We start from the raw sequence: 13,228 nt of genomic DNA, 5'->3' as shown, positions 1-13,228 counted from the left end.
GTACGTGGCTGGCAGGTGACGGGTCAAATCGGCCCCCGGTGGGCAGGATCACAGGCTTGCAATTTGCCGCCGGCGGCCCGGATGTGGGAGTGGAGACCACTCCCACCTCGCTGTCGTCAGCCCTGCGCCGGTGTCGCCAGAACACCTGCGAAAGAACGCTTCCCACGCCGCAGCACCAGTACGCCGCCCGGCAACAGATCGTCCGTGCCCGGCACGTACTCCGCGTCCTTCACCTTCTCGTTGTTCAGGTACGCGCCGCCCTCGGCCACGGTCCGCCGAGCAGCCGACTTACTGGCGACCAGACCGGACTTCACCAGCAGGTCGCCGTACGTTGGCATCGGCTCGCCGGCACCCAGCTCCACGTGCGGCGCCTCCTGCAACGCAGCAACGAGGGTGGCGCCGTCCAACGACCCCAGCTCCCCCTGGCCGAACAGCGCATTCGACGCCTCCTGTACGCGCCGCGTCTCCTCAGCACCGTGTACGAGCGTGGTCACGTCCTCAGCCAGCACTCGCTGTGCTTCGCGTGCCTGTGGTCGCTCCGCGGTTGCTTGCTCCAGCGCAGCGATCTCCTCGGCCGTACGGAACGTGTAGTACCGCACCAACTGCAGTACGTCCCGGTCGTCGCTGTTGAACCAGAACTGGTAGAACGCGTACGGCGTTGTCAGCTCCCGGTCCAACCACACAGTGCCGGACTCGGTCTTGCCGAACTTCGTACCGTCCGCCTTCGTTACGAGCGGTGTCGCCAGTGCGTGCGCCTTGCCCGCATCAGTACGGCGGATGAGTTCCACACCGGCCGTCAGGTTCCCCCACTGGTCGCTGCCGCCGGTCTGCAGCGTGCAGTTGTGCCGGCGGTACAGCTCCAAGAAGTCGAGAGACTGCAGCAGTACGTAGCTGAACTCGGTGTAGCTGATCCCCTGCTCCAACCGCGCCTTCACCACTTCGCGGCCGAGCATCCGGTTCACCGGGAAGTGCTTCCCGATGTCACGCAGGAAGTCCAGGGTGTTGAGGTCCTTGGTCCAGTCGTAGTTGTTGACCATCCGCGCCGGGTTCGGCAGCGCTGGATCGAAGTCGACGAACTTCTCCACCTGGGCGCGCACCTTCTCGACCCACTCGTGCACGACGTCCTTCGGGTTCAGCACCCGCTCAGACGTCTCCTTGGGGTCACCGATCAACCCGGTGGCGCCACCGACCAGTCCGATCGGGTTGTGGCCGGCCAGCTGCAGTCGTCTCAGTGTCAGCAGCTGCAGCAGGTTCCCCATGTGCAGGCTGGGCGCGGTGGGGTCGAAACCGACATAGGAGGTGATCGGTCCAGCCGCCATCGACGCGCGCAGTGCGTCCGGGTCGGTGGAGTGGGCGATCAGGCCACGGCTCTCCAGGTCGTCAAGCACCTGAGTGCGGCGTTCGGTCACTAGTTCTCTCCTCGAGTACGTCGGTCAGTACTAGTGTCCCGTAAACGGTCAGGTGGACTCTGGACGGGTCAGGACAGACCGCAGTTGCGGGCGGAGCGCATGTCCGTCCGGTCCCTGGACAGTGACAGCTGTTGGCCGGTGCGGGTCGTGGGCACCTGGGTCCTGGTTGGGTACGGGCAGACCGTGTGACAGGACCTGCTCAGCCGGAGTGAGCTGGCGGATGCCAATGGCGAGTACGTGGTCCGGATGGCTCTGAGCGAAGTCACCGTACAACTGGGGGTCGTGCTGTCCGTCGTCACCGATCAGCACCCACTGGACCTTCGGGAACTCCCGAGCCAGTCGCCGTAGCGCAGTTCGCTTGTGCTCCTGGCCGCTACGGAACCAGCCTGTGTTCGTAGGTCCCCAGTCCGTCATCAGCAACGGCCCCGGTGGGTACCCGTGCCGTGCGAAGAACCGAGTCAGTGTCGGAGCGGTGTTCCAGGCCCCCGTGGACAGGTAGAACATCGGCGCACCAGGGTGGTCCGCCAGCAGCTCCTCGTACAGCCCTGCCATTCCTGGTACGACGCGGCGCGCCTGCTCGTCGCGTACGAACGTGTTCCACGCGGCGATCAACGGCCTCGGCAGCATCGTCAGGATGACCGTGTCGTCGATGTCGCTGACCAGCCCGAACTTGGCATCCGGATCCGGTACGAAGATGCGCGCGCGAGCTTGCCGGTCGCCATGTACACCCAGGTTGATCTCATGCCAGCCCGGCGGAAGTACTACCGGCACGGTCAGGTCGACGAATCCGCCACGGTCGGTCACCGCTTCGAAGGTCTGCCCGCTGACAGTCACCGTCACCGTCACCTTGACGGCCGGCGCCGTGACGAACGCACGCCAGCCACGCACCACCTGGTCCTCGTCGAACCGCGGCTGGTTGCGCGGGTCGCGGCCGAGCACCACCCGGGCCAGCACCCGGACGAACTCGGTGTTGCCGTACCCGACCTGCGGGATGATCCGCTCCTGCCAGCCACGCCGCCGCAACACCGCCTGCACCCCGACGTTGAACCAGTCCTCGAGACGGGACGCGTAGTGCGGACGGGCCATACCAGAAACCTACCCGCAGCACGGTCCCCTAGTCGCCCTGCCTCGCGGTCCTTTGACCTGTCCTTCAAGAACTGTCCGAGCCATCTCCTACCGTGGCTCCATGACCGCTCTCGGAATGTGCTTCCCCAGGACCTATCCCGCTGCTCTGGTTACCGACGTGGCGCGGCGGCTCGATGCCGGTGGGGCGGATGAGCTGTGGATCATCGAGGACTGCTTCTACACGTCCGGCCCGGCGCTGGTGTCGGCGGCGCTGGCGTCGACCGAGCGGCTGACGGTCGGGCTCGGCATCGTGCCGGCGGTCGCGCGGACGGCGGCGGTGACGGCGATGGAGTTCGCGACGCTCGAGGCGCTCGGGCCGGGGCGGTTCCTGCCCGGTATCGGCCACGGTGTGCAGTCGTGGATGGGACAGATGGGCGTACGCCCCAAGTCGCCGTTGACGACGCTGGAGGAGGTCACCACGAGCGTCACGCGATTGCTGGCCGGTGAGGAGGTCAGCTTCGACGGCAAGGCGGTCTTCCTCGACAAGGTGAAGCTGGATGCGCCGCCGGTGCAGGCGCCGCCGATTCTGCTCGGCGTGCAGGGGCCGAAGTCGATGGCACTGGCCGGGCGGGTCGCCGGTGGGGTGGTGCTGGCCGAGCCGGCGACAGCGGCGTACGTGCGGCAGTCGGTCGAGTACGCGGGATCGCCGGACGGGTTCGTGGTCGCGGTGTTCGCGGCGATGTGTGTACGCGGGGATCGGAAGGCGGCGTACGAGTTCACGGCGCCGTGGCTCGGAGGGCACCTTGGTAACAAGCCGCCGCAGCTGACTGCGTTGCCGTTCTTTGACGAGATGCAGAAGTTGTATGCGGAGTCCGGGGAGGCCGGGCTGGTGGGGATGCCGCGGGACTGGTGGACGCAGATCGGGGCCATCGGGACGGTTGAGGACGCGGCCGCGCATCTGGAGACGCTGGAGGCGGCTGGGGTGGATCACGTCGGGCTGTTCCCGGATCCGGAGGTGGAGCACGGGCTGCCGCAGCTGGACTACGTACTTGAACTGACCAACCGCTAGTCGCTGGTCAGCTGGTCGGCCGGTGGTGCTGGTCAGTCGGTGGTGCTGGTCAGCGGCGCTTGGGGACGTGCGGGCGGTACGGGGAGACGGTTGGGTCGTTCGGGATCCAGAAGCGCCACGGGCGGTCGGCGGCGTCGCGGAGGCCGACTCGGGGGCCGGTGGATGGTTCGCCGTCGTAGCCGGGGCCTGGGAGGAGCTGGATCGGTGAATGTTTCGCCAGCAGGTCGATGCCGTTGCCGGACCGGCCGATGCCCAGGGCAACACACAGGCGAGCCGGGCCGCGGGCCAGGTCCCGGTCAGGGCTCGGCTTCGGGCGTTTGACGACCGGTCCCTTGCGTACGGCGGGCGTTGCACCTTCCGCGCCGGGTGCTCCCCCGCGAATACCCTGCACGTCCCCGCGGATGCCAGGGGTTTGCTTGCCGGTGCCGGGCGAGGTCTGGCTGAAGGCGGTCCGCTGTTCGGTGAGGTGGCCGCGGCGGGTGCGGGCCAGGTCGAGGCCTTCGATCACCTCGCCGGCGCGGAGCAGGACGGCTGACGGTTTCCCGTCCGGGCCGGCGACGACGTTCATGCAGAAGTGCATGCCGTAGGTGAAGTACACATACAGGAAGCCGGGTGGGCCGAACATCACCTCGGTCCGGGCGGTGGGGCCGCGGTACGCGTGGGAGCCCGGGTCGTTCGCGCCGTCGTACGCCTCGACCTCGGTGAGGCGGACCGCGACGGTTCCTTCCTGGGTGGTGCTGCGCAGAACCATGCCAAGCAACTTCGGAGCCACGTCCAGAACCGGACCGGCAAGCAAAGAACGGCGCATGCGCAGCACCCTAAAGGAGCCTCAGCCGAGCCGGGTTGCGTGGGCCTGGGCGCGGGAGTGGAGTTCGGTTAGTTGGGCTGTTACCTGGGTTTGGGAGGTGCCGCCTCGGGTGTTGCGGGAGGTGAGGGAGCCTTCGACGGTCAGGACGGTGCGGACTTCGGGAGTCAGGTGCGGGGAGATGGCGGCGAGGTCGTCGTCGGTGAGGTCCCAGAGTTCGATGCCGCGCTTCTCGCAAGCCTGGACGCAGGCGCCGGCCAGCTCGTGGGCCACTCGGAACGGAACCTTCTGCCGGACCAGCCACTCGGCGATGTCGGTGGCGAGGGAGAAACCCTGGGGGGCGAGCTCAGCCAGGCGGTCGGCGTTGAAGCGCAGGGTGCGGATCATCCCGGTGAACGCCGGCAGCAGTACCTCGAGGGTGTCGATGGAGTCGAAGACCGGCTCCTTGTCCTCCTGCAGGTCCCGGTTGTACGCCAGCGGCTGCGCCTTGAGCGTCGCCAGCAGGCCGCTCAGGTTCCCGATCAGCCGGCCGGCCTTGCCGCGGGCGAGTTCGGCGATGTCGGGGTTCTTCTTCTGCGGCATGATGCTGGACCCGGTCGAGTACGCGTCGTCCAGCTCGACGAACCCGAACTCCTTCGTCGCCCAGATGATCACCTCTTCGGCCTGCCGGGACAGGTCGATCCCGATCTGCGCGGTGACGAACGCGAACTCCGCGACGAAGTCCCGCGCGGACGTACCGTCGATCGAGTTCGCCGACGAGTTCGTGAAGCCGAGCTCGCGGGCGACGAACACCGGGTCGAGACCCAGCGAACTTCCGGCCAGCGCACCCGACCCGTACGGCGAATCGGCCGCGACGCGAGCGTCCCAGTCGGCCAGCCGATCCAGGTCCCGGATCAGCGGCCAGGCGTGGGCAAGCAGGTGGTGCGAGAGCAGGACCGGTTGCGCGTGCTGCAGATGCGTACGCCCCGGCATCGCGACGCCCAGGTGCTTCGCGGCCTGCTCGGCCAGCGTGTTCACCTGATCGAGTACGAGTCGTCCGATGATCCGGCCGTGCTCCCGCAGGTACGCCTTGAACAGCGTCGCGACCTGGTCGTTCCGCGAGCGCCCGGCGCGGAGCCGGCCGCCCAGCTCGGCGCCGAGCCGCTCCAGCAGCCCGTGTTCCAGCGCGGTGTGTACGTCCTCATCGGCTTCGGCCGGGAGGAACTTGCCGGCGAGCACGTCCGCGAGCAGCGCGTCGAGGCCGGCCAGCATCGCGGTCAGGTCCTCGTCGGTGAGCAGTCCCGCGCGGTGCAGTACCTTCGCGTGCGCCTTCGACCCGGCGATGTCGTACGGCGCCAGCCGCCAGTCGAACTGCGTGGACTTGCTCAACGCGGCCAGCGCGTCGGCCGGACCACCCGCGAACCGCCCACCCCACAGAGCGGCGCTTTCTCCAGAACTCATTGGTTTCCTTACTTCGGTTCGCGTGCGGCTAAGGACAGGAAGCGGGCGGCCAGGGCATCGCCGCCGGTGGGGTTGCGGGAGACGACCATGACGGTGTCGTCGCCCGCGATGGTGCCGAGGACGTCGTCCAGGCCCACGTGGTCGATCGCCGACGCGAAGTACTGGGCCGCCCCCGGCGGGGTTCGGAGGATTACCAGGTTGGCGCTGCCCTCCGCGCTGACCAGCAGCTCGGACGCGACCCGGGCGAGCCGCGCCTCGAAGGCGGCCGCTTCACCGGCGCGTGGCGTACGGTCACCACCTTCGCCGGGCACCGCGTACACAAGCTGACCGGCTCCGTCGCGGACCTTCACCGCGCCGATCTCGACCAGGTCGCGGGACAGCGTCGCCTGACCGACCACCAGGCCGGAGTCGGCCAGCAGATCGGCCAGCTCGGTCTGCGACCGCACCGGCTGCCGCCCGAGCAGCTCGACAATCCGCTGTTGCCTAGCAGTCTTGGTGGTCGGTACGGCCGCAATGCTCATGCCTCGAAGCTCCTCGCCAACAGCCACGACAGCAGCGCCTTCTGCGCGTGCAGCCGGTTCTCGGCCTCGTCCCAGACGACCGATTGTGGTCCGTCGATCACGGCCGCGTCGATCTCCTTGCCACGGTACGCGGGCAGGCAGTGCAGCACGATCGCGTCCGGCTTCGCCTTGGCGAGTAGTTGCTCGGTCACCGCGTACGGAACGAACGGCGCTTCCCGGTCGGCCGCCTCGGCTTCCTGACCCATCGACACCCAGGTGTCGGTGGCAACCACGTCGGCGCCGTCGACCGCGGCGACCGGATCGCCGGACCACGCCACCGAGCCGCCGGTCTGCTCCGCGATCGTGGCCGCCCGCACCAGCACCTCAGGATCCGGTTGGTACGCCTCCGGTGAGCCGATCACGACGTGCATCCCAGCGGTCGCGCCGCCGAGCAGGTACGAGTGCGCCATGTTGTTCGCGCCGTCGCCCAGGTACACCAGCTTCAGCCCGGCCGTCGAACCCTTGTGCTGGCGTACGGTCTGCAGGTCGGCGAGGATCTGACAAGGATGGAACTCGTCGGTGAGCGCATTGATCACCGGCACCCGCGACGCCGCCGCCATCTCGTCGATCCGCTCTTGACCGGCGGTCCGCCAGACGATCGCCGCGACCTGCCGGTCCAGTACGCGCGCGGTGTCCGCGATCGGCTCACCCCGGCCCATTTGCGAGGTCTTCGCGTCGATCACCAGCGGTACGCCGCCGAGCTCGGCGATCCCGACCGAGAACGAGATCCGGGTCCGGGTCGAGGTCTTGTCGAAGATCACCGCGACCGTCTTCGGCCCGGTCAGCGGCTGATGCCCGTGCCGGTCCCCCGCCAGCTGCGCGGCCAGCGTCAGTACCTCGTCCTGCTCGACCGGCGACAGATCGTCGTCCCGCAGGAAGTGCCGTACCATCAGTTCGCCTCCGTCTGATCGAGCAGCCCGGGAAGGGCCGCGACGAAACTGTCCACGTCAGCCTTGCTCAGGATGTACGGCGGGGCCAGCCGCAACGCGTCCGGGACCGGATTGTTCACCACGAAACCGGCTTCCAGCGCCAGCGCGGCGACCTGGTCGGACACCGGCTCGGTCAGCTGGATCGCGCGCAGCAGCCCGCGGCCGCGGACGCCGGCGATCTTCGGGTGGTCGAGCGCGCTGATCGAGGACGCGAGGTGGTTGCCGATGGCATTCACCTGGCCGAGCAGGCCGTCCCGCTCGATCACGGTCAGCACCGCCAGCCCGGCGATCGCCGCGACCGGGTTGCCGCCGAACGTGGTCCCGTGGTTCCCCGGCTGCAGCAGGTCCGCGGCCGCGCCGAGACCGATGCAGGCACCGATCGGGATGCCGGCGCCGAGGCCCTTCGCGACGGTGACCAGATCCGGCACGATCCCCTCGGCCTCGTACCCGAACCAGGTTCCGGTCCGGCCGATGCCGGTCTGGATCTCGTCGAGCCACAGCAGCGCGCCGTGCTCGGAGGTGATCCGCCGCGCGGCCCGCAGGTAGCCGTCCGGCGGCACGATCACGCCGTTCTCGCCCTGGATCGGCTCCAGGACGACGGCCGCGGTCCGGTCGTCGACCGCGGCGGCGAGCGCGTCCGCGTCGCCGTACGGCACGAACTCGACGTCACCGGGCAGCGGCGCGAACGCCTCCCGGTACGCCGGCTTCCAGGTCAGCGCGAGCGCGCCCATCGACCGCCCGTGGAACGCCCCGATGGTGGAGACGATCTTGGTACGGCCGGTGCGCCGCGTGATCTTGAAGGCGGCCTCGTTCGCCTCGGTGCCGGAGTTGGTGAAGAACACCTTGCCCGGTACGTCGAAGAGACCGAGCAGTTTCTCGGCCAGCGCGATCTGCGGCGCGGAGGCGAAGAAGTTCGAGACATGCCCCAGGGTGGCGAGCTGTGATGTCACCGCGGACACCACGAACGGGTGCGCGTGGCCGAGGCAGTTCACCGCCAGCCCACCGAGCAGGTCGAGGTACTTGTTGCCGTCCGCGTCCCACAGGTACGCGCCCTCGCCGCGCACCAGCACGCGCTTCGGTGCGCCGAAGGTGTTCATCAGCGCGCCGGAGTACCGCGACGTCAGCGCGGCCTGGGTGCCATCGACGGTGAGCAGTTCGGTCATGACGGGATCACCTGGGTTCCGATTCCGGCGTCGGTGAAGATTTCGAGGAGCAACGAGTGCGGTACGCGGCCGTCGATCACGGTGGCCCGGGACACGCCGGACTCGACCGCGCGCAGGCAGGCCTCCATTTTCGGGACCATGCCGGAGGCGAGCGACGGGAGCAGTTCGGCCAGCTCGGCGGTGTCGATCTGGGTGATGATCTCGTCGCTGTCGGGCCAATTGCGGTACAGGCCTGCCACGTCAGTAAGTACGACGAGCTTCTCCGCGCCGAGGGCCGAAGCCAGCGCGGCGGCCGCGGTGTCCGCGTTCACGTTGTGCGCGAGGCCGTCCTCGTCCGGCGCGATCGTCGACACCACCGGAATCCGGCCGGCGTCGATCAGGTCGATCACCGCCTCCGGGCGGACGTCGACCACGTCGCCCACCAGGCCGATGTCGACCTGTTCACCGTCCACCAGCGCCGTACGCCGCTCCGCCGTGAACAGGCCGGCGTCCTCGCCGGACATGCCGACCGCGAACGGACCGTGCGCGTTCAGCAGCCCGACCAGCTCCCGGCCGACCTTGCCGACCAGCACCATGCCGACGACATCCATCGCCTCCGGCGTGGTCACCCGCAACCCGCCGCGGAACTCGCTGTCGATCCCGAGCCGGCCGAGCATGTCGCTGATCTGCGGACCACCACCGTGTACGACGACCACGCGCACTCCTGAGTACCGCAGGAACACGATGTCCTCGGCGAACGCCCGCTTGAGCTTCTCGTCGACCATCGCGTTACCGCCGTACTTCACCACCACGGTCTTGCCGTGGAACTCCTTCAGCCAGGGCAGCGCCTCGGTGAGTACCGCTGCCTTTTCGATCGGATCCGCTGGAATCATGAGGAGTAGGCCGAGTTCTCTTCGACGTAGGCGTGGGACAGGTCGGTGGTGAGTACGGTCGCCGACGCGGAGCCGGCGTGCAGGTCGATCACCACGTCGATCTCCAGACCGCTGAGGTCGGCCTCGGAACGGTCGACGCCCTTGCCGCCGGCGACGCAGATGGCGGCACCGTTCAGGGTGATGTCGAGCAGCGCCGGGTCGAAGGCGGTGGGCGCGTTGCCGACCGCCATCGCGATCCGGCCCCAGTTCGGGTCGGAGGCGAAGAACGCGGTCTTGCACAGGTTGTCCTCGGCAACGACCTTGGCGGCGGCCAGCGCCTCCGCCTCGGACGCCGCGCCCTGGACGGTGATGCTGACGTGCTTGGTGACACCCTCGGCGTCGGCCTGCAACTGCTGCACCAGGTCAGCAGCCAGTACGGTCAGCGCGGCCTCGAACTCCTCGGGCGTCACGGTCACGCCGGACGCGCCCGAGCTGAGCAGCAACACGGTGTCGTTGGTCGACGTACCACCGTCGACGTCGAGCCGGTTGAAGGTCTTGCCGACCGCGTTCCGGAGCGCGTGGTCGAGGTGCGGCTGGTCCAGCACGGCGTCGGTGGTGATGACGCTCAGCATCGTCGCCATGTTCGGCGCGCACATCCCGGCGCCCTTCGCGAACCCACCGATGCTCCAGCCGCCCGGGTGCTTCAGCGCGGCCTGCTTCGGCACGTTGTCGGTCGTCATCACCGCGGTGGCCGCGGCCAGACCGTGCTCGGGACCGTTGCCCAACGCATCCACGGCCAGCGAAAGTCCCGGGATCAGAGCCGCCATCGGAAGGCGTTCGCCGATCAGGCCGGTCGAGCAGACGCCGACCTCGGCGGCGCCCACACCCAGCAGCGATGCCAGCTCTTCGGCGGTCTTGTGGGTGTCCTGAAAACCTTCCGGCCCGGTGCAGGCGTTCGCGCCGCCGGAGTTCAGGACGACGGCCTTCAGTACGCCGGCGGTCAGGACCTGCTGCGACCAGAGCACCGGCGCGGCCTTCACCTTGTTGGTGGTGAAGACGCCGGCGGCGACGTCGTGCGGGCCGTCGTTCACGACAACGGTCAGGTCCGGCGTACCGGCCGGTTTGATCCCGGCGATCACTCCGGCCGCGCGGAAGCCGGCCGGCGCGGTGACCCCGGCGCTCCGATCGACTCCTGGATCCAGCGCGGTGTCCGGGGTGATATCGACGGTCACGGGGCTACTCCTACGAGGGGCAGGGCCGTGGTCTCGGTCAGACCCTTGGCCAGGTTCATGCACTGCACGGCGGCGCCGGCGGTGCCCTTGGTGAGGTTGTCCATGGCGGCCACGATCACGGCGCGGCCGGTGCGCTGGTCGAGTGCGACCTGCAACTGCACGGTGTTCGCGCCGAGCGTGGCCTGTGTCTGCGGCCATTGCCCTTCGGGCAGCAGGTGTACGAAAGGCTCATCCGCGTATGCGACCTCGTACGCCTTCCGCAGCGTCTCGTAGTCGGCGGAATCGGCCATCGGTGCGCTGCACGTGGCGAGAATGCCGCGGGCCATCGGTACGAGGACCGGCGTGAACGAAACGCTCACCGGCTGATCCGAGTACGGCGCGAGGTTCTGCTCGATCTCCGGAGTGTGCCGGTGTACGCCGCCGACCCCGTACGCCGAGGCAGAACCCATCACCTCCGCACCGAGCAGATGTGCCTTCGGCGCCTTGCCCGCGCCGGACGTACCGCTGACCGCGACGACGACCAACTGACTCGCGTCAACCAGTCCGGCCTGTACCGCGGGCAGCAGGGCCAGCGTGGATACGGTCGGATAACACCCCGGTACGGCGACCCGATGCGCACCGCGGAGCTTGTCCCGTTGCCCGGGCAGCTCCGGCAGTCCGTACGGCCAGGCGCCTGCATGCACTCCCCCGTAGAACTCCACCCACGCGTCGGCCTCGAGCAACCGGAAGTCCGCGCCGCAGTCGATCACGGTGACGTCGTTGCCGAGTTGCTCGGCGATGACGGCGGACTGTCCGTGCGGCAGCGCGAGGAAGACCACGTCGTGACCGGCGAGCGTTTCCGCCGTGGTCTCGACGAGGATGCGCCCGGCCAGCGGCACGAGGTGCGGGTGGTGCGCGCCGAGCGCCGTACCGGCGTTCCCGCCGGCGGTCACGGCGCCGATCTCCACGTCCGGGTGACCGCTCAGCAACCGGAGCAGCTCACCCCCGGCATATCCACTGGCCCCGGCCACCGCCACCGTCACGCTCATATGAATGAGTATGCCATGATCCGGATGAATATCCAATCCCCAGCCCGACGGCAGCTCGACAGGACGTACCCGTGTACGTACATCGTCATTCACGCCTGTGAGGTCCGCGATGGGCGCGCCGACGACCGACACCTCCTGTCGAACCGCCGATTGTGACCCAGTTCATGTCACAGCCGGCCAGCTGGCGCGTGTCCAGGTGTCGACGACGGACTTCTGGAGGATGAGATGGCGCGGATCGGGCTCGAGCACCGGCGGACGGCGAGCGTACGGCTCGTGGAATGGATCAGCCGGCGGAGGTTCCGGAAAGTCCCGGACCCGGTGAAAGTAGCGCTGCACCACCGGCCGGTACTGCTCTCGACCGCCCTGCTGGAAGGTACGGCCGGCAACTGGAAGGCGCTCGACCCGGGGCTGAAGGCGCTCAGCGTGATGGTCGCGTCGGCCCAGATCGGGTGCAGCTGGTGCATGGACTTCGGATATTGGGAGTTCCATCACCAGGGCGTGGACCCGGTCAAACTGCGCGATGTGCCAAGGTGGCGGGACAGCGACGTCTACACGGATCTGGAGCGCGCGGTGATGGACTACACCGAGGCGATGACGGCGACGCCGCCGGAGGTGACCGACGAGCAGGTCGAGCGGCTGCGGCGGGACCTCAGCGAGAAGGAGTTCGTCGAGCTGACCGCGATGGTCGCGCTGGAGAACTTCCGCTCCCGCGTCAACGCCGCCGTCGGCCTCACCAGCCAGGGCTTCAAGGAGTACTGCGAACTGAGGCCGGCCAAGTGACTGAAGAACAGCTCGCCCACGAGTTCGCCGAGCACCGGCCGGTACTGGTCGGGGCGGCGTACCGGGTGGTCGGGAGTGTCAGTGACGCGGAGGACGTGGTCCAGGAAGCCTGGCTGCGTTGGTCCGCGATCGAACATGACGACATCCGCGACCCACGGGCGTACCTGATCCGGATCACCACCCGCCTGGCGCTGAACCGGCTGCGTGAACAGAAGGCGAGGCGGGAGCAGTACGTCGGACCGTGGCTGCCGGAGCCGATCAGTGCGCTGGAATCGCCGGACGATCCGGCGGCCGCGGTCGAGCTGGCGGACTCGGTCAGCATGGCGATGCTCGTCGTACTGGAGACGCTGTCGCCGCTGGAGCGGGCCACGTTCGTACTGCGCGAGGTGTTCGATCTCCCGTACGACGAGATCGCGGAAACGCTCGGCCGATCGGAAGCCGCGGTCCGGCAGCTCGCACACCGGGCCCGCGGGCACGTCCACGCCCGGCAGCCGCGGCATCACGTCGACAAGGCCAGCCATGACGAGGTGACGTTGCGGTTCATGCAGGCGGCCGGTTCGGGCGACTTCGATCAGGTGGTCGCGCTGCTCGCGCCGGATGCGGTACTGATCAGCGACGGCGGTGGCAAGAAGCAGGCCGCGCTGCGCCCGATCCAGGGCGCGGAGAAGATCGCCCGGTGGTTGTTCGGCGTGATCGCGGGCAATCCCGGTTTCGAGATCCGGATGGCCACGCTGAACGACGAGCAGGCCTTCATCGCGTACTACGGCGACCAGCCGGACACGGTCACCTTCCTGAAGTGCACCGACGGCCTGATCACCGAGCTGTACCTGCTGCGGAACCCGGACAAGCTCGGGGACGTACCGCCCCGGAGCACCCTCGAGCCGTAGACTATCTGCA

General features: G+C 68.6%; 13 protein-coding genes. 3 read left to right on the top strand and 10 right to left on the bottom strand.

Features of this window, described 5'->3' with window-relative positions:
• Positions 1 to 116: 116 nt before the first annotated feature.
• Both tyrS and HDA44_RS36290 read right to left on the bottom strand, forming a co-directional pair.
• Positions 117 to 1,409, bottom strand: coding sequence for a tyrosine--tRNA ligase (gene tyrS / locus HDA44_RS36295; protein WP_184842585.1), 1,293 nt, complete (start codon positions 1,407 to 1,409; stop codon positions 117 to 119).
• 48 nt (positions 1,410 to 1,457) lie between these two features.
• A complete protein-coding gene (locus tag HDA44_RS36290; RefSeq protein ID WP_184842582.1) occupies positions 1,458 to 2,495 on the bottom strand; it encodes an App1 family protein in 1,038 nt (345 codons plus the stop codon).
• A gap of 100 nt (positions 2,496 to 2,595) precedes the next feature.
• Here HDA44_RS36290 and HDA44_RS36285 point away from each other — a divergent pair, with 100 nt between their 5' ends.
• A complete protein-coding gene (locus tag HDA44_RS36285) occupies positions 2,596 to 3,543 on the top strand; it encodes an LLM class flavin-dependent oxidoreductase (RefSeq protein ID WP_238352635.1) in 948 nt (315 codons plus the stop codon).
• A gap of 49 nt (positions 3,544 to 3,592) precedes the next feature.
• Here the strand turns inward: HDA44_RS36285 and HDA44_RS36280 are convergent, their stop codons facing one another.
• The 8 genes from HDA44_RS36280 to argC are packed head-to-tail and all read right to left on the bottom strand — an operon-like array spanning position 3,593 to position 11,551.
• On the bottom strand, positions 3,593 to 4,351 hold the full coding sequence (locus HDA44_RS36280; RefSeq protein WP_184842577.1) for a DNA-3-methyladenine glycosylase: 759 nt from the start codon (positions 4,349 to 4,351) through the stop codon (positions 3,593 to 3,595).
• 21 nt (positions 4,352 to 4,372) lie between these two features.
• The gene (gene argH / locus HDA44_RS36275) at positions 4,373 to 5,788 is read right to left on the bottom strand and encodes an argininosuccinate lyase (RefSeq protein WP_184842574.1); all 1,416 of its coding nucleotides are present in this window, start codon (positions 5,786 to 5,788) and stop codon (positions 4,373 to 4,375) included.
• Between the two features lie 8 nt (positions 5,789 to 5,796).
• Positions 5,797 to 6,309, bottom strand: a complete 513-nt coding sequence (locus HDA44_RS36270) for an arginine repressor (RefSeq protein ID WP_184842570.1) — start codon at positions 6,307 to 6,309, stop codon at positions 5,797 to 5,799.
• Entirely contained in the window at positions 6,306 to 7,238 is a 933-nt protein-coding gene (gene argF / locus HDA44_RS36265) for an ornithine carbamoyltransferase (RefSeq protein WP_184842567.1), read from the bottom strand. The genes HDA44_RS36270 and argF overlap by 4 nt, the downstream gene beginning before the upstream one ends.
• Positions 7,238 to 8,440 (bottom strand): acetylornithine transaminase, encoded by a 1,203-nt coding sequence (locus HDA44_RS36260; protein WP_184842564.1) that lies wholly within the window; start codon positions 8,438 to 8,440, stop codon positions 7,238 to 7,240. Before HDA44_RS36260 ends, argF begins: the two co-directional genes overlap by 1 nt.
• Positions 8,437 to 9,312 (bottom strand): acetylglutamate kinase, encoded by an 876-nt coding sequence (gene argB / locus HDA44_RS36255; RefSeq protein ID WP_184842561.1) that lies wholly within the window; start codon positions 9,310 to 9,312, stop codon positions 8,437 to 8,439. Before argB ends, HDA44_RS36260 begins: the two co-directional genes overlap by 4 nt.
• On the bottom strand, positions 9,309 to 10,523 hold the full coding sequence (gene argJ / locus HDA44_RS36250) for a bifunctional glutamate N-acetyltransferase/amino-acid acetyltransferase ArgJ (protein ID WP_184842558.1): 1,215 nt from the start codon (positions 10,521 to 10,523) through the stop codon (positions 9,309 to 9,311). Before argJ ends, argB begins: the two co-directional genes overlap by 4 nt.
• The gene (gene argC, locus HDA44_RS36245; RefSeq protein WP_184842554.1) at positions 10,520 to 11,551 is read right to left on the bottom strand and encodes an N-acetyl-gamma-glutamyl-phosphate reductase; all 1,032 of its coding nucleotides are present in this window, start codon (positions 11,549 to 11,551) and stop codon (positions 10,520 to 10,522) included. The genes argJ and argC overlap by 4 nt, the downstream gene beginning before the upstream one ends.
• A 225-nt stretch (positions 11,552 to 11,776) precedes the next feature.
• Here argC and HDA44_RS36240 point away from each other — a divergent pair, with 225 nt between their 5' ends.
• Positions 11,777 to 12,331, top strand: a complete 555-nt coding sequence (locus HDA44_RS36240; protein WP_184842550.1) for a carboxymuconolactone decarboxylase family protein — start codon at positions 11,777 to 11,779, stop codon at positions 12,329 to 12,331.
• Entirely contained in the window at positions 12,328 to 13,218 is an 891-nt protein-coding gene (locus tag HDA44_RS36235; RefSeq protein WP_184842547.1) for an RNA polymerase sigma-70 factor, read from the top strand. Before HDA44_RS36240 ends, HDA44_RS36235 begins: the two co-directional genes overlap by 4 nt.
• Positions 13,219 to 13,228 lie beyond the last annotated feature (10 nt).

Source organism: Kribbella solani (assembly GCF_014205295.1).
Taxonomy (GTDB): Bacteria; Actinomycetota; Actinomycetes; order Propionibacteriales; family Kribbellaceae; genus Kribbella; species Kribbella solani.
This window is presented reverse-complemented; position numbering and strand designations above follow the sequence as displayed.

Coding starts and splice junctions, on each gene's coding strand:
- HDA44_RS36290 (WP_184842582.1), bottom strand. CDS start 2,495: ATGGCCCGTCCGCACTACGCGTCCCGTCTCGAGGACTGGTTCAACGTC.
- HDA44_RS36285 (WP_238352635.1), top strand. CDS start 2,596: ATGACCGCTCTCGGAATGTGCTTCCCCAGGACCTATCCCGCTGCTCTG.
- HDA44_RS36280 (WP_184842577.1), bottom strand. CDS start 4,351: ATGCGCCGTTCTTTGCTTGCCGGTCCGGTTCTGGACGTGGCTCCGAAG.
- argH (WP_184842574.1), bottom strand. CDS start 5,788: ATGAGTTCTGGAGAAAGCGCCGCTCTGTGGGGTGGGCGGTTCGCGGGT.
- HDA44_RS36270 (WP_184842570.1), bottom strand. CDS start 6,309: ATGAGCATTGCGGCCGTACCGACCACCAAGACTGCTAGGCAACAGCGG.
- argF (WP_184842567.1), bottom strand. CDS start 7,238: ATGGTACGGCACTTCCTGCGGGACGACGATCTGTCGCCGGTCGAGCAG.
- HDA44_RS36260 (WP_184842564.1), bottom strand. CDS start 8,440: ATGACCGAACTGCTCACCGTCGATGGCACCCAGGCCGCGCTGACGTCG.
- argB (WP_184842561.1), bottom strand. CDS start 9,312: ATGATTCCAGCGGATCCGATCGAAAAGGCAGCGGTACTCACCGAGGCG.
- argC (WP_184842554.1), bottom strand. CDS start 11,551: ATGAGCGTGACGGTGGCGGTGGCCGGGGCCAGTGGATATGCCGGGGGT.
- HDA44_RS36240 (WP_184842550.1), top strand. CDS start 11,777: ATGGCGCGGATCGGGCTCGAGCACCGGCGGACGGCGAGCGTACGGCTC.